The organism is Streptomyces sp. P1-3 (assembly GCF_050613155.1).
GTDB lineage: Bacteria > Actinomycetota > Actinomycetes > Streptomycetales > Streptomycetaceae > Streptomyces.
Map to the genome: position 1 here is coordinate 3,584,013 of NZ_CP192512.1, position 15,515 is coordinate 3,599,527.

Here is a 15,515-nt window from a genome sequence, read left to right on the forward strand (position 1 = left end):
CTCGGCCTGCCTCACCTGCCCGACTTCGTGAGCGAGCAGGTGGCCTTCGCCGTCTTGGCCGGGTCGCTCTCCGAGCGCGCGGTCAGGGTGACCCTGCCCTTGGGAGCGGCGGACGCCTTCGCGGTCACGGCGACGTCGACGGGGACCGAGGCGCCGGACGGGGCGGTGGCGAGGCGGTTGGGGAGCCAGGCGGACCAGCCGCGTCCTGAGGTGGTGGCGGAGAGCCGGTAGACGTCGGAGGAGAGATACGGGCTGACGTCCTCGGCGTGACCCCCTCCGGAGGCCGGGGTGGGATCGGCGGTGTTGGCGAGGTCGAAGGTGCACAGGGCGCGGCCGTCGGCGGGCCTGCCGTGCGGCGTGCCGGGGCCGAGGGCGAGCCCGCGGTCCTGCGGGTCCGTGCCGTCCAGGGACTTCACACCGACGTCGTACGAGAGCACTCCCGACGCGTCCCGGCGCACGTCGAGGACGTAGAAGTGCAGGCGGTTGGCCTCGTCGACGTACTCGTAGGAGCTGCCGGAGTCGGCCCCGGCGTGGAAGAGCGCGTCGCTGAGCTGCCGGTAGTCGCCGATGGTGATCTTCTGCTCGGTGCCGTCGGGGCGCGTGAAGTCCACCAGGTCGATGTCCTCGGGGTGCGCGTCGATCACCCAGGCGAACGGGGCCCGGTCCGCGTTCTTGGTCTTGCTGAGCAGCACTCCGCTGTCCGGGGTGAACGAGTCCATGCCCATGCGGTCGACGACCTCGACGGTGTAGTTGTCGTAGCCGCCGCCGTCGCACAGGGGGTCGGTCTCGCGGTCGCAGGTCGGGGACAGGTCGCGGCCCATGGTGATGTTGACGCCGCTGAGCCCCTTCTCGCCCGGTGGCGCGGAGCGCGCGGTGACGCGGGCGACGACGAGGCCGGAGTCCTTCAGGGCGTCGCGGTCGAGGCGCAGGACGTTCTTCTCGTCGACGATGCCGAGTTTGATCTTGTCCCGCAGAACGTGCTGGGCGCCCATCGAGCCGCCGCCGGTGGCCGGTATCCGCCAGCGGGTGTGCGGCCCTCCGGGGCCGTTGAACGAGCCTCGGGAGAGCATGCCCCAGATGCCGGTGTAGGCGCGGCTCACAGGGGTGCCGTACGGGTTGTTGTAGTTGTCCCCGATGCCCAGGATGTGGCTGAGTTCATGCGCGAAGGTGGCCATGCCGGAGCTCTCCGCCTGGGTGGACGAGCCGTTCGCGGCGTTGGGCCAGATGCGGGCGGCCGCCTGCCAGGACGTCCATGGCACGTAGCGGGTACGGGCGGCGTTGCCGCCGTCCGGGGTGGGGGACGGCGGTCCCCAGGCGGCGGGCACGTCCTGCGGCGACGCGAACCTCATCTGGCCGAACTCCTGCCAGGCGGAGGACTCGTCCACTCCGGCGGTCAGGTAGAAGACGAAGTCGAAGTCGGCGGGCCTGTCGGGCCCCACGTCGGCGGTCCAGGCGCGCTTGCCGTCGGCGCGGATGTCCTTGCCGCAGCTGTCCCCGCGCGGGCAGGCGGCGGGGTTCATGCCGGGCTCGACGCCGTACTGGTACGACTTCCACGGCATGCGGTACACGCCGAAGGCGGTCAGCTCGACACCGACGCGGCCGCCGGAGTCCTCCATCCAGTACTCGTTGATGGTGTGGCCGTGGTTGAGCGGACCGGGCTTGTTGAGGAAGTCCCGGTAGAACCCGGGCAGTCGCTCGCGGGGGATGCCGGCGGCGCTCGGCAGCGGATTGCCGAACCGGGCGGAGCCGGCCGGCTTGCTGACGGAGAACTCCTCGTCGGGGTAGTCCAGGAGCACCAGGGCGCCCTTGAACGTGCGCTTCGTGGGCTTGACGTCGGGGTCGGCCCAGTCGGTGCCGGGGACCGAGCGGTACTCGGCCCATGTCATGTCATCGGGGTTGCGCCACTGCTGCGGGTCGATCGGCTGGACGAGGGGCGGTCGCGAGCCGGGGGCCCGGGACGCGGCGTCGGGTATCGCCCCGGCCGGTCCCGCGGTGACGGCGGCCAGGAGGCCGAGGAGCAAGGCGACGAGGCGTGTGCGGCGGAGGAACAAGACTCACCTCTTGTCTGAAGTCATCGGACTTCATCGGACGAGGACATGGCAAGTCGTTCGATGCCGTCAAGGTAAGGGGAGGGGAGTCAGGACACCAGAGTGCCGTCGTTCCACGGAGACTTGGGGGCCGCGCGCCACATCGCGGCTCAGACTCCGGCGCGGGCGCGGGCGATGGCCGGGTAGCGGGCGGTGAACAGCGCCGGGAGGACGAAGCCCGCGACCTTGACGGCGATGACGGCGGCCGTCGCGTGCGGGGCCTGGTGCAGCAGGACGGCGAGCGCCGCGGCGTTGAGGGTGAAGGCGGCGGCCCACACCGCGGTGATGACGGCGTTGATCCGGTAGAACAGCGGAAGCCCCCAGGCCTCGGGCGGTGCCGCGCGGCGGGCGATTCCGAGGGTGAACGGCTTGCGTATGGCCAGCGATATCCACGCGGTGGCGGCCAGCCACGCCAGCGACATCGCGGGAGCGTAGTCCTTGAGCGGCGAGTCGGGGGCGGCGAAGGCCATGACTCCCAGGACGGCGAAGAACCCCACGCCGCTCACCTCGATCACCATCCCGTCCCAGGCTCGGCCGGCCCTGCGGTCGGCGGCGAGCAACGCGCCCGCCAGCACGAGGCCGGTCACGGCGCCGTACCTCCAGTCGACCCGTGTGGCGATGACGACGAACGCGATCCAGGGGAGGAAACCGCGGACCTGGGACATGCTCGACCTCCGACATTCCAATAGTGACAGGTGAAACCTAGAACCTCCTTCATCGACATGTCAAAGGTGGAATGTGAGGGGTAGGATGCGGGCATGAGCCTTCGACACGCCGTACTGGGACTGCTCACCGAGCGTCCGGCAAGCGGGTACGACCTGCTCAAGACCTTCCAGACCTCGCTGGCGAACGTGTGGCCCGCCACCCAGAGCCAGCTGTACGGCGAACTGGCGCGCCTCGCCGACGCCGGCCTGCTGTCGGTGTCGGCCGAGGGCCCGCGCGGCCGCAAGGAGTACGCCGTGACCGACGCGGGCCGTCAGGAGCTGCGGCACTGGCTGCTGGAGACCGAACCGGTGACCGTGCGGCGCAGCGACATGCTGCTCCGGGTCTTCCTCCTCGGGACGGTCCGGGACCAGCAGGCCCTCGACCACCTCCAGGCGCTCGCCACCCGCTTCGACGGGTTCTACAACGAGCTGCGCGCGATCAACGACAAGGTGCCGTGGGGCGAGGGGACCGGCCTGACCGTCTACGGCCGCATCACGCTCGAATGGGGCCTGCGCTTCATGACCATGCAGCGCGAGTGGGCGACCTGGGCGGCGGAGCAGATCGCGGCCTCCCAGGAAGAGATCGCGGCCCCCGAAGAGGACTGACCCGCCGAAGAGCTGCGGCGTTACATCGTGCCGGGGGTCTTGCGCGTGGTCACGTTCATCCGGTTCCAGGTGTTGACCGTGAAGATCAGCGCGATGAGGTGGGCGAGCTCCGACTCCTCGAAGTGCCGGGCCGCCTCGTCGTAGACGTGGTCCGGTACGCCCTCGGGCAGCCGGGTGACCGCCTCGGTGAGAGCCAGCGCGGCACGCTCCTTCGCGGTGTAGAGGCTGGACTCCTCCCAGGCGCTGAGCTGATGCATCCGCTCCTCGGTCTCGCCCGCCTTGCGGGCGTCACCCGTGTGGTAGTCGATGCAGTACGCGCACCGGTTGATCTGGGACGCGCGGATCTGCACGAGTTCGAGCAGCACCGGATCGAGCCCCTCGCGGGCTGCCGCGTCGAGGGCCAGGACCGCCTTGAAGACCTTGGGGGCGACCTTGGTGAAGTCCATGCGCTGGGGAATCTGAATCGCTGTCATGTCATGAACCTACGTGCCGAATGAGCCCTGGACAGGGTGCATTTCTTCAGTGATTCAATGGGGCAATTCAGCGGACGTCGGGGAGGCGGGCCATGGAGCCGGCAGAGGTGGGAGCGGGCGCCGATCTGCACCTGGTGCTGGACGGCGCCGGGAGCCGCAGGGAGCAGCTGATGCGCGCCCTGCGGGACGCCGTCTCCTCCGGTCGGCTGGCTCCCGGCACCCGCCTCCCCCCGTACCGGTCCTTCGCCGCCGATCTGGGCATCGCCCGCAACACGGTCGGCGAGGCCTACGCGGAACTCGTCGCCGAGGGCTGGCTCACCGCCCGTCAGGGATCGGGTACGTACGTCGCCCGGCGCGCCCTGCCCCTCGCCCCGAGACCGGTACGCCGCAAGCCCCCGGCCCCGCGCCGCGTGGTCCACGACCTGATGCCCAGCTCCCCCGACGCGTCCGCGTTTCCCCGGGCGGCGTGGCTCACGTCCGCGCGGCGCGCGCTGAGCGCCGCGCCGAGCGAGGCGTTCGGGGTCGGCGACCCCCGTGGCCGCCGCGAGCTGCGCGCCGCGCTGGCGGAGTACCTCGCACGGGCGCGCGGCGTACGCGCCACCGCGGACCAGATCATCGTCTGCGCCGGGTTCGCCCACGCCCTGCGCCTGCTCGGCGGGTGCCTGCGCGGCACGGTCGCGGTCGAGTCGTACGGCCTGGGCTTCCACCGCGACCTGCTCACCAGGGCCGGCCTGGACACCGTCCCCCTCACGGTCGACTCCGGCGGCGCGCGGATCGGCGAACTGCCCGCCACCGGCGCCGACTCCGTGCTGCTGACGCCCGCCCACCAGTACCCGACCGGCGGGCCCCTGCACCCCGAGCGCCGGGCGGCGGTCGTCGACTGGGCCCGCGCCGGCGGCGGCCTGCTGCTGGAGGACGACTACGACGGCGAGTTCCGCTACGACCGGCAGCCGATCGGCGCGGTCCAGGGCCTCGAACCCGACCGGGTGGTCTATCTCGGATCGGCCAGCAAGAGCCTCTCCCCCGCCCTGCGCCTGGGGTGGATGGTCGTACCCGAGTGGCTCGTCGACGCCGTCCTCGCTGCCAAAGGCGCCCGCGAACTGCGGTCGAGCGCCTTGGAACAGCTGACGCTGGCCGACTTCATCGCCTCCGGCGCGTACGACCGCCAGCTGCGCCGCATGCGCCAGGTCTACCGGCGCCGCCGGGACCAGCTCGTCGCCACGCTCGCCGAGCGGGCCCCGCACATCGGGGTCAGCGGCATCGCCGCCGGACTGCACGCCGTACTGGAACTCCCGCCGGGCACCGAGCCGGCGGCCCTGCGCTCGGCGCGCCGCCTGGACCTCGCCGTCGACGGGCTCTCCGACTACCGGCACCCGGCCGCCGCCATGCCGCCGCGCGACGGCCTCGTCATCGGCTACGGCACCCCGCCCGACCACGCCTACGCGGCCGCGCTGGACGCACTCTGCCTGGCGCTGCCGTGACGTCGGCCTGACGCCCCGTCATTCACGCGTGGGGGCGGGCGGCAGGGCGGGGTTGGGCGTCAGGACGCGCCGCAGGACGGCCTCCACTTCGGTACGGGTGGGAGGCCGGCTGCCCGCGAGGCCGCGCAGGGTCAGGCCCGTCATCGCGGCGGCGGCGGCCGCGGCGGTGTCCTGGTCGACGTACGCGAGCAGGGCGTTGGTCGTCAGCTCGATGTCGCGGTCGGCGATCGGCCGCAGCGCGGGGCGGCGCAGCGCGGCCATGAAGAGCTCCAGCTCCACGGTCCGCTCGTCGCGGTCCGGCCCGAAGCAGCCCATCAGGACATCGGTGAGCAGCACCACGAGCTGCTCTGCGGTGAGCCCGGGCCGCTGGGCGACCCAGTCGTCCAGATAGGCGGCGTACCGGTCGACGGAGCGCCGCAGGGCCGCCTCGATGAGGTCGTCCTTGGTGGCGAAGTGGTACGTCGTCGCCCCCAGCGGCACCCCCGCCTCCTCGGCGACGGCCCTGTGGGTCAGCCCCTCGATGCCGCGCGCGGCGATGACGCGCTCGGTGGCGGCGGCGATCTCCTCGATCCGCCGCTGGGGATCGCGCCGCCGCTTGGGGGCCGCCTTGTCGGCCATCGCCGCCTCCAGTCTCCGGATTCCGTCGGGGCGCACCATCGTAGTACGGATGTATCACTCCGATCCGTCGCGCATGGACCCCGATTCGCACGCCGTAAGACACATATGCCCGTATTGCGCATATTCGACTCATCTCCTACAGTACAAATGTATCGATTGCTGGAGGGGTGGCTGAACCCGTCGCCCCCGCACCACACGAGGAGCCACGAAGATGAAGATCGCAGTCCTGGGAACCGGCGGCGGTGGCCGCGCGCACGCCGCCAAGCTCGCCGAGCTCGGCCACGACGTCACCGTCGGCACCCGCGACCCCGAGGCCACCCTCGCCCGCACCGAGCCCGACATGATGGGCAACCCGCCCTACAAGCAGTGGCTCGCCGAGCACCCCGGCATCCGGCTCGCCACCTTCGCGGAGGCCGCGGCCGCCGCCGACGTGATCATCAACGGCATCGACGGCCACAACGCCGTCCGGGCGCTGACCGCCATCGCCGACCAACTGGCGGGGAAGGTGCTGATCGACTACGCCGTTCCCTTCGTCTACAACCCCGATGTCGAGCACCCGTGGCCCACCCCCTGGGGCGTGATGCCGAAGCTCGACCCCTGCGACATCGACAGCCTCGGCGAGCAGATCCAGCGCGCCCTGCCGGACACCAAGGTCGTGAAGTCCTTCGTCACCCAGGAGCAGGAGACCGTCGTCGCCCCCAAGGCCATCGGCGGCGGCGACCACACCATGTTCGTCGCCGGTGAGGACGCGGACGCCAAGCAGGTCGCGACCGACCTGCTGAAGTCCTACGGCTGGACCGACATCCTCGACCTCGGCGGCCTCGTGTGCGCCCGGGGCATGGAGATGTACGCCCACATGCACAGCGCGATCCAGTTCGGCCTGGGCGGCGCCCGCTTCGGCGTCAAGATCGTCCGCTGAGGGGCGCCCGTCAGTCGCGGGCCAGGGCGGCGAGCGCGTCCTCCACCCCTCGGTGGAAGGTGGGGTAGGCGTAGATCATGTGGCGGAGCCGGTCGACGGGCACCTCGGCCTGCACCGCCACAGCGAGCCCGTAGAGGACCTCGCCGCCGGCGGGCCCGGCGGAGGTGGCGCCGACCAGCACCCCGCGGTCGGTGTCCTCGACCAGTTTGATCAGGCCCTCGTTCCCCGCCTTGTGGATCCAGCCGCGCGCCGAGGAGGGCACCCGGGCGGTGCCCGTCCGGACCCGGAGCCCGTGCTCGCGGGCCGCGCGCTCGGTCAGTCCGACGGAGCCGACCTCCGGGTCGGTGAAGGTGACCCGCGTCAGGGCGTGGTAGTCCGCGCCCGGACCCGGCGCGCCGAGGATGGCGCGTACGGCGATCTCGGCCTGGTACATCGCCACATGGGTGAAGGCGCCGAGGCCGGTGAGGTCGCCGACCCCCCACACGCCCTCCGCGGCGCGCAGCTGCCCGTCCACTGGCAGGGCGCGGGCGGCCGGGTCGAGACCGATGGTCTCCAGGCCGAGGCCGACCAGGTTGGGCCGCCGCCCGGTGGCCACCAGCAGGCGGTCGGCGGTGACCTCGTCGCCACCGTCCAGGGTGAGAACGAAGGCGCCTCCGGCGTGTCCGGCGTGTCCGGCACCTTGGGTGTTCCCGGCGCGACCGGCGTGTCCGTCATGGCGTACGGCGGTGGCCCGCGCCCCGGTGCGTACGGTGACGCCTTCCGCGCCCAGCACCTCCGCGAGCAGGGCGCCGGTCTCGGGTTCCTCCGCGGGCAGCAGCTGGCCCATCGCCTCCACGACGGTCACCCGGGTGCCGAAGCGCGTGAATGCCTGGGCCAGTTCCAGGCCGACGGCGCCGCCGCCGAGGACGATCAGTGAGCCGGGCGGTTCCTTGGCCGAGACAGCGTCGCGGTTGGTCCAGTACGGCACCGTGTCCAGGCCCGGTACGGGCGGGATCTGCGGTCGGCTGCCCGTGGCGAGCACGACGCCGCGCCGGGCGGTGAACATCCGGCCGTCGACGCCGACCCGGCCGGGCCCGGCCAGCCGTCCGCGGCCGCGCACGAACCGGCCGCCCTTGCCGGTGAACCGGTCCACGGCCGCCTGGTCGTTCCAGTCGTCCGTCGCCTCATCGCGGATCCGGGCCGCGACCGGGGCGAAGTCCGAGGTGACACGGGCCTGCCCGGCCATACCGGCGATGCGCCGGGCCTCGGCGAGGAGGTTCCCGGCGCGGATCATCATCTTGCTCGGGACGCAGGCCCAGTACGGGCACTCCCCGCCGACCAGCTCCGCCTCCACCCCGACGACGTCGAGACCGGACTCGGCCAACCGCCCGGCGACGTGCTCACCCCCCACGCCCATCCCGATGACGACGACATCGGTGTCCTGTGCCATGGCCGGCCTCCTCCATCGGGTGTGTCCAGGGCATTGATCACTCTGTACCCGAAAGAAGAAGAATGTCCCGCCCCTGCTCCCCTTCGTGTCCTCCCCTTCGTGCACTGCGGGCAGCCGGGCGGCGGTGCCGCCGACCTGCCGTGCCGCCGGGCGGCGCCGCCTGCGTGGCGGCGCCGCCCGGGGGACGCGGGTCAGTCCTTGCCGAGCAGCGTCTTCATCTGGGTGATCTCCGCGCTCTGCGAGGACACGATGTCCTCGGCCATGTCCTTGGCCGCCCGGTGGGAGCCCTTGCTCCGCTCCGTACCGGCCATCTGCACCGCGCCCTGGTGGTGCTCGATCATCAGCTCCAGGAACGCGGTGTCGAACGCCTTGCCCGACGCCTTCTCCAGCCGGGCCATGTCCTCCTCGCCCATCATTCCGGGCATGTCATGACCGGCGTGGTGCGAGCTCGCCCCCTCGGCGGGCGTCTGCTCGCCCCACGAGGTGAGCCAGCCGGACATCGTCCTGATCTCCGGGTCCTGCGCCTTCTTGATCTTGACGGCGAGGTCCTTGACCTTCTGCGAGGAGGCGCGGTCGGCCGCCAGGTCGGCCATCTCGACCGCCTGCCGGTGGTGCGGGATCATCCCCTGCGCGAAGGCGACGTCCGCGGCGTTGTGGGTCTTGCCGGTGCTCTGCGACGCCGTCGCGGAGGGAGTGGCGTCCTTGCCATGGCCGGAGTGGCCGCCCGAGCCCTTGTCGTCGCTTCCGCCGCAGGCGGCGAGCACCGCGGCCGCGGCGGCCACGGCGACGGCGGCGGCCGCCCGGCGGGCCAGGGAGCGGTTGGTCATGCGTGAAGTGGTCATGGTGGGCAACTCCTGGTGTTCGTACGCGTGATGCGCGTACGCGCTCGCTGATGCGCGTGTACGCGCTGATGGGCATGCCGGAGCGGCGTCCGGCGATCCCCGCTGCGGAGGAAGGGCCGGGCACCGCGGGTGCCTCTAAATGCGCAGGAGTTGCAGTTCGCTCAGCGACGGAGGAGCGCGGCCGCCCACCGCCGTCACGGCGTCCCGCTCGACCGGGGCCCCGTCGGCCACGGCCGGGACCGGGGAGGGCGGCAGCGCGGGCAGCACCGGCCCGGTGCCGGTACCGCCGGCCGCGCATGTGGGGTCGGCGTGCTCCGTGTGCCCGCCACCGTGGCCCTGGCCGTGGTCGTCCACTCGCGTGGCGTCCGCGTGCGCGCAGTCCTCGGCCTGTCGTACGGCCTGTCGTACGGCGGCGGGAGCGGGAGCGGGCATGGCGTGCTCCGACGCGGCGCCGGCATGGGCCCGTACGACCGCGCCCGCCGCCGTCACCGTGGTCGCCGACGGCGAGGTGGTCGCGGCCGCCGGTGGCGTCGAGCCCAGTCCGTGCATCGCCGCCAGACCGGCCAGTACCGCGAGCGTCAGCGTCAGGAACCAGGCCCGCGCCCATCCGGGCCGGGCCTCAGGCCACCGCTGACGTCTCATGCCCGGCATCCTACGGTCCCCGTATCGCGCACGTTCGCCCGTGCTCCCCGTCAGCCGACGGCCTGGAAACGGCGCAGGCGGAGGCTGTTGCCGACGACGAAGACGGAGGAGAAGGCCATGGCCGCTCCGGCGATCATCGGGTTGAGCAGACCGCTCGCGGCCAGCGGCAGGGCGGCGACGTTGTAGGCGAAGGCCCAGAAGAGGTTCACCTTGATGGTGCCCAGGGTGCGGCGGGAGAGCCGGATGGCGTCGGCGGCGGTGCGCAGGTCGCCGCGGACGAGGGTCAGGTCACCCGCTTCGATGGCCGCGTCGGTGCCCGTGCCCATGGCCAGACCGAGGTCGGCCTGGGCGAGCGCGGCGGCGTCGTTGACGCCGTCGCCGACCATGGCCACGCTCCGCCCCTCGGCCTGGAGCCGCTTGACGACGTCGACCTTGTCCTCCGGCATGACCTCGGCGATCACCTCGTCGATGCCGACCTCGCGGGCGACCGCCCGGGCGACGGCGGTGTTGTCGCCGGTGAGGAGGATGGGGGTCAGGCCCAGCGCGCGCAGCCGCCGGACCGCCTCCGCGCTGGTGTCCTTGACCGCGTCGGCGACCTCCAGTACGGCGCGGGCCCGGCCGTCCCAGGCCACCGCGATGGCCGTGCGTCCCGCGGCCTCGGCCTCCAACTTGGCTCCCGCCAGCTCCGGGGGCAGCTCCATGGCCCACTCGTCGAGCAGGGCCTCCCGCCCCACCAGCACGGCGTGGCCGTCGACGACGCCCTGGACACCGAGGCCGGGGACGCCCGCGAAGTCCTCAGGCGTGGGCAGGGCGCCCACCCGCTGCTCGGCCCCGGCGGCGACCGCCCGAGCTATCGGATGCTCGGAGGCGTGCTCCAGCGCACCCGCCAGCCGCAGCACCTCCGCCTCGTCCTGCCCGTCCGCGGTGTGGACCTTCAGCAGGGTCATCTTGCCGGTGGTGACGGTGCCGGTCTTGTCCAGCACGATCGTGTCGACCCTGCGCGTGGTCTCCAGCACCTCCGGGCCCTTGATCAGGATGCCCAGCTGCGCGCCGCGCCCGGTGCCGACCATCAGGGCGGTCGGGGTGGCCAGGCCCAGGGCGCAGGGGCAGGCGATGATCAGTACGGCCACGGCGGCGGTGAACGCGGCGGTCAGCCCCGCGCCGTTGCCGAGCCAGAAGCCCAGGGTGCCCAGGGCCAGCGCGATGACCACGGGGACGAAGACGGCGGAGATCCGGTCGGCGAGGCGCTGGGCGGCGGCCTTGCCGTTCTGGGCGTCCGTCACGAGCTTGGCCATCCGGGCCAGCTGGGTGTCGGCGCCGACCCGGGTGGCCTCCACCACCAGCCGTCCGCCCGCGTTGAGCGTGGCGCCGGTGACCGCGTCCCCGACCGCCACCTCCACCGGCACCGACTCGCCGGTCAGCATCGAGGCGTCGACCGCCGAGCCGCCCTCGACGATCACCCCGTCGGTGGCGATCTTCTCGCCCGGCCGGACCACGAACCGGTCGCCGACGGCGAGTTCCTCGGTACGGATCAGCTCCTCGCGCCCGTCGCGCAAGACGGAGACCTCCTTGGCGCCCAACTCCAGCAGCGCCTTGAGGGCCGCGCCCGCCTTGCGCTTGGAGCGGGCCTCGAAGTACCGCCCGGCGAGGATGAACGCGGTCACCCCGGCGGCCGCCTCCAGGTAGATGTTGCCGGCGCCGTCGGTGCGGGCGATGGTCAGCTCGAAGCCGTGGGTCATGCCGGGGGTGCCGGCGGTGCCGAGGAACAGCGCCCACAGCGACCACAGGAACGCGGCGCCGGTGCCCACCGAGATCAACGTGTCCATGGTGGCCGCGCCGTGCCGGGCGTTGGTGAGGGCTGCGCGATGGAACGGCCACGCCGCGTACGTCACCACCGGCGCGGCGAGCGTCAGGGACAGCCACTGCCAGTACTCGAACTGCCAGGCCGGCACCATGGCCAGGACGATCACGGGAACGGCGAGGACGACGGCGGTGACCAGCCGCTGCCGCAGCGGCCGCAGCTCGTCCGCCGCGTCGGCCTCCTCCACCGCGGAGCCGTCCGGGCCCGCGGCCCGCGTACGGGCGGGGGCGTGGGCAGGGGCGGGAGGAGTCGCGGTGTAGCCCGTGGCCTCGACCGTGGCGATCAGATCGGCCACGCCGATGTCGCGGCGGTAGGTGACCTTCGCCTTCTCGGTCGCGTAGTTGACGGTGGCCTCGACCCCGTCCATGCGGTTGAGCTTCTTCTCGACGCGGGCGGCGCACGAGGCGCAGGTCATCCCGCCGATGGCCAGTTCCACCTCGGCCGTGCCGGTCACCGTGGCTGTCATCACCGCTCCTCGGACTCTCTCCTCGACTACATACCCTACGGGGGTATTGCGATGTCAGGTATACCCCCACCCGGTATTAGACGCAAGCCGGTGAACCACTTGACTTGATACCCCCCGGGGGTATCTTGGGCGGGAGACGGGCAGAGAAAGGGAATCGCCATGAACACGGGGCTCAAGGTCGGCGCGTTCGCCACCGCACTTGCCGCGACCTTCGGTACCGCCTACGCGGTGGGCGGCTCGGTCGACCGCATATCTGCGGCCGAGCGCACGGAACACCACAGGGACCACGGGGATCAGGGGGACCAGGGGGACCAGGAGAGTCGTGGAGACCGCGGCGGCCACGGGGATCACGGGGACCGCGGCGACCACGGCGGCCACGCGGCCGATCAAGGCCACCCGGACCGGACAGGTGGGGAGGGCCGGGCAGACCACCCGGCGGGCGGGCTGCAGATCTCGGAGTCCGGATACACCCTCGACCTGCGCACCCCGCGCGTCGAGGCCGACCGGCGCGCCGAACTCCGCTTCACCGTCCGCGACCGCGACGGCCGCCCGGTCACCGCCTACCGCGAGAGCCACGGCAAGGAGCTCCACCTGATCCTGGCGGCGCGCGACCTGGGCACCTTCCGGCACCTGCATCCCACCCGCTCCGGCGACGGCACCTGGCGCACCACGGTGGACCTGCCCAAGGCGGGCGACTACCGCGTGCTCGCCGACTTCGCCCCGGCCGCCGGAGACGGACGGAACCTCACCCTCGGCGCCGATCTGGCCGCCTCAGGCGCGTACGAACCGGCCGACGTGTCCGCGACCGCGCGCACCGCCACCGTGGACGGCTACACCGTCACGTTGCGGGGCGGCCTCACCCCGGGCGAGGCCCGCGAGCTCACGCTCACGGTCGCCCGGGACGGCCGCCCCGTCACCGATCTCCAGCCCTACCTGGAGGCTTACGGCCACCTGGTCGCCCTGCGCTCCGGCGACCTCGCCTATCTCCACGTCCACCCCGGCGGCGCGCCCGGCGACGCCGCCACCGGGCCGGGCCCCGACATCTCGTTCACCGCCACCGCGCCGAGCGCCGGCACGTACCGCCTCTTCCTCGACTTCAAGCACGACGGAAAGGTCCGTACGGCGGCCTTCACCCTTCCGGCGACGACCGCCTAGGCGCGGCCGCTCCGGGGCCCCGGACGCGCTAACGGGCCGACGCCGCGGCTGTCTACAGACCGACGTCGCGGCTGTTCACAGGCCGACGTCGCGGCTGCGGATGTCGTCCAGGGACTCGCGCCGCACCAGCAGCCGCGCCCGGCCCTGCGCGACGGCGACCACGGGCGGGCGGCCGACCAGGTTGTAGCCGGAGGCCATGGCCAGGTGGTAGGCGCCCGCGACGGGTACGGCCAGCAGGTCACCGGGGCGCACGTCGCCCGGCAGCGGGACGCCGGTGGCGAGCACGTCGCCCGCCTCGCAGTGCCGGCCGACCACGTCCGCCGTGACGGGAGGCGCCGTCGAGTGCCGCCCGATCAGCGCGGGCGCGTACCGGACCCCGTACAGCGCGGGCCGCGGGTTGTCGCTCATCCCGCCGTCCACGGCGACGAACGTGTGCCCGCCTGACCGTTTGACCGCGAGGACCCGGTACAGCACGACCCCGGCCGGGCCCGCGACGGCCCTGCCCGGTTCGATGAGAAGCCGGGGCACGGCCAGCCCCGCCGCCGCGCAGCTCTCGACCAGCGCGGCGCGCAGCCGCCGGGCCAGCGCGGTGATGTCCAGGGACGGCTCGCCGGGCCGGTAGGCGACGCCGTGTCCACCGCCGAGGTCCAGTTCGGGGAGCGTGACACCGTGCTGCTCGTGGATCCTGGCCATGAGGCCGACCATGCGGCGGACCGCCGACAGATAGGGCTTGGCCGAGGTGATCTGCGAGCCCAGGTGGCAGTGCAGACCGGTCAGTTCCAGCCGCGGCTGGTCCAGGATCCGGGTCACGGCGTGCTGCGCCGAGCCATCGGTGATCGACAACCCGAACTTCTGCCCCTCCGCACCGGTCCGGATCTTGGCGTGGCCGCCGGCGGTGATCCCCGGCACCACCCGGACCATGACCTTCTGGCGGCTGCCCTGGGGCACCGCGGCCGCCAGCCGGGCGATCTCCGACGAGCTGTCGAGCACGATGCGCCCGACGCCCAGCCGCAGCGCGGTCTCCAGGTCGTGGCGGCTCTTGGCGTTGCCGTGCAGCACGATCCGGTCGGGCGGGAACCCCGTCGTGACGGCGAGCTCCAGCTCCCCGGCGGAGCACACGTCGAGGCCCAGGCCCTCCTCGCCCACCCAGTGCGCCATGGCGCGGCACAGGAACGCCTTGGCCGCGTAGAGGACTTCGGCCTCGGCCTCCGGGAAGGCGTGGCGGTAGGTACGGCAGCGGGTCCGCACCTCGTCCTCGTCCAGCAGATACGTGGGCGTACCGAAGCGGTCGGCCAGTTCGACGAGCGACACGCCGCCCACGGCCAGGTCGCCGTGCGGCAGCCGGGCGGTCGTGGCGGGCCAGACGGCCAGGTCGGCGGTGGCGTGTCCGCGGGGGACGGGGCCGGAGGCGCCGTCGGCGCCCAACACGCCTGTTGCCTCTGTTACGCCCGTTGCGCCTGTTGCGCCTGTTGCGCTCACCGGACGAGCCGAGGCGGGGCCGGGAACAAGCGGTGTGGTCATCGTCCCGCCCCCCGCAGCCCCGCCGGGGCGCTGAGGACCGGTGCCGGCGGCTCCGCGCCGCGCGGATCCCAGCCGTGCCAGGGGCGTTCGGCCCCCGGTGGCGGGGACGAGGCGGCGGGCGAGGGAGAAGCGGCGATCGCGGGACGGGCGGGCGCGGGAGAGGAGGCGATCGTGGGAGAGGGGGCGGGCGAGGGCGAGGCGGCGGGCGCGGCGAACTGCGGATCCACCGTGACCGCGCCGACCCCCAGCGGCTCGGCCAGCGCCCGAAGCGCGCATTCCGCCAGCCGGATCCAGGCCTGTTCGGGGCCGAGAACGGCGATCAGCCGCCGCTCGGTGGTGAAGCCGACGGCCGTACGACCGCCGAGTGGTGTGCGGAACAGGCGGGCCGCACACCCCGCGGGTCCCGACCGGACAGGCACGTACAGCGGTCCGGCCGGGAAACGATCAGAAGGCTCCGGATCGTCTCCGTAGAGCATTTCTGCCATGGGAATCCTCCTTGAGGACCCTTTCCTCGGGATCCTCGGAAAGTAATGGGCCCGGTCCGGGGAGGAGGACCGGAGCCTGCCGGTGAGGCTACGCCCGAGCCCCCCTGGCGTCCGACCCCTCATGACACGACGCTGACGGCGTACCGTCCACCGTTGACACGACATTGACGCGCCGTTGACGGACACGGGAACCATCGCGTCCGGGTGCGGCATCAGGGCGTCGTCA

The 15,515-nt window shown here is 72.9% G+C and carries 14 protein-coding genes; 4 read left to right on the forward strand and 10 right to left on the reverse strand.

All coding sequences use genetic code 11. The features are described from left to right. Positions 1-11: 11 nt before the first annotated feature. Positions 12-2,051, reverse strand: a complete 2,040-nt coding sequence (locus ACQUSR_RS15175) for a M6 family metalloprotease domain-containing protein (RefSeq protein ID WP_431043094.1) — start codon at positions 2,049-2,051, stop codon at positions 12-14. Between the two features lie 146 nt (positions 2,052-2,197). Then, positions 2,198-2,752 carry a hypothetical protein gene (locus ACQUSR_RS15180; RefSeq protein WP_431043095.1) on the reverse strand — a complete coding sequence of 185 codons (555 nt, stop codon included), beginning with the start codon at positions 2,750-2,752 and terminating at the stop codon, positions 2,198-2,200. 93 nt (positions 2,753-2,845) lie between these two features. On the opposite strand from ACQUSR_RS15180, the gene ACQUSR_RS15185 reads away from it, so the two are divergent. Further along, positions 2,846-3,397, forward strand: coding sequence for a PadR family transcriptional regulator (locus ACQUSR_RS15185; protein ID WP_431043096.1), 552 nt, complete (start codon positions 2,846-2,848; stop codon positions 3,395-3,397). A gap of 20 nt (positions 3,398-3,417) precedes the next feature. On the opposite strand, the gene ACQUSR_RS15190 is transcribed toward ACQUSR_RS15185, so the two are convergent. After that, positions 3,418-3,870, reverse strand: coding sequence for a carboxymuconolactone decarboxylase family protein (locus ACQUSR_RS15190; protein ID WP_431043097.1), 453 nt, complete (start codon positions 3,868-3,870; stop codon positions 3,418-3,420). A 92-nt stretch (positions 3,871-3,962) separates the two neighbouring features. On the opposite strand from ACQUSR_RS15190, the gene ACQUSR_RS15195 reads away from it, so the two are divergent. Next, positions 3,963-5,351, forward strand: a complete 1,389-nt coding sequence (locus ACQUSR_RS15195) for a PLP-dependent aminotransferase family protein (RefSeq protein ID WP_431043098.1) — start codon at positions 3,963-3,965, stop codon at positions 5,349-5,351. A gap of 18 nt (positions 5,352-5,369) precedes the next feature. On the opposite strand, the gene ACQUSR_RS15200 is transcribed toward ACQUSR_RS15195, so the two are convergent. Further along, a complete protein-coding gene (locus ACQUSR_RS15200; protein WP_431043099.1) occupies positions 5,370-5,969 on the reverse strand; it encodes a TetR/AcrR family transcriptional regulator in 600 nt (199 codons plus the stop codon). 211 nt (positions 5,970-6,180) lie between these two features. On the opposite strand from ACQUSR_RS15200, the gene ACQUSR_RS15205 reads away from it, so the two are divergent. After that, a complete protein-coding gene (locus ACQUSR_RS15205; protein WP_431043100.1) occupies positions 6,181-6,888 on the forward strand; it encodes an NADPH-dependent F420 reductase in 708 nt (235 codons plus the stop codon). 10 nt (positions 6,889-6,898) lie between these two features. On the opposite strand, the gene ACQUSR_RS15210 is transcribed toward ACQUSR_RS15205, so the two are convergent. From ACQUSR_RS15210 to ACQUSR_RS15225, 4 genes are all read right to left on the reverse strand, one after another. Beyond that, on the reverse strand, positions 6,899-8,317 hold the full coding sequence (locus ACQUSR_RS15210; protein WP_431043101.1) for a dihydrolipoyl dehydrogenase family protein: 1,419 nt from the start codon (positions 8,315-8,317) through the stop codon (positions 6,899-6,901). A gap of 191 nt (positions 8,318-8,508) precedes the next feature. Then, entirely contained in the window at positions 8,509-9,159 is a 651-nt protein-coding gene (locus ACQUSR_RS15215) for a DUF305 domain-containing protein (RefSeq protein WP_431043102.1), read from the reverse strand. 135 nt (positions 9,160-9,294) lie between these two features. After that, positions 9,295-9,801: a DUF6153 family protein gene (locus ACQUSR_RS15220; RefSeq protein ID WP_431043103.1), complete on the reverse strand. Its 507-nt coding sequence runs from the start codon at positions 9,799-9,801 to the stop codon at positions 9,295-9,297. 50 nt (positions 9,802-9,851) lie between these two features. Then, complete coding sequence (locus ACQUSR_RS15225; RefSeq protein WP_431043104.1) at positions 9,852-12,128, reverse strand: heavy metal translocating P-type ATPase; 2,277 nt, start codon at positions 12,126-12,128, stop codon at positions 9,852-9,854. Between the two features lie 159 nt (positions 12,129-12,287). Here ACQUSR_RS15225 and ACQUSR_RS15230 point away from each other — a divergent pair, with 159 nt between their 5' ends. After that, positions 12,288-13,283, forward strand: a complete 996-nt coding sequence (locus tag ACQUSR_RS15230) for a hypothetical protein (RefSeq protein WP_431043105.1) — start codon at positions 12,288-12,290, stop codon at positions 13,281-13,283. Positions 13,284-13,358: 75 nt separating this feature from the next. Here the strand turns inward: ACQUSR_RS15230 and lysA are convergent, their stop codons facing one another. Both lysA and ACQUSR_RS15240 read right to left on the reverse strand, forming a co-directional pair. Next, complete coding sequence (lysA, locus tag ACQUSR_RS15235; RefSeq protein ID WP_431043106.1) at positions 13,359-14,804, reverse strand: diaminopimelate decarboxylase; 1,446 nt, start codon at positions 14,802-14,804, stop codon at positions 13,359-13,361. Further along, a complete protein-coding gene (locus ACQUSR_RS15240) occupies positions 14,801-15,289 on the reverse strand; it encodes an SAV_915 family protein (protein WP_431043107.1) in 489 nt (162 codons plus the stop codon). Before ACQUSR_RS15240 ends, lysA begins: the two co-directional genes overlap by 4 nt. Between the last annotated feature and the right edge of the window lie 226 nt (positions 15,290-15,515).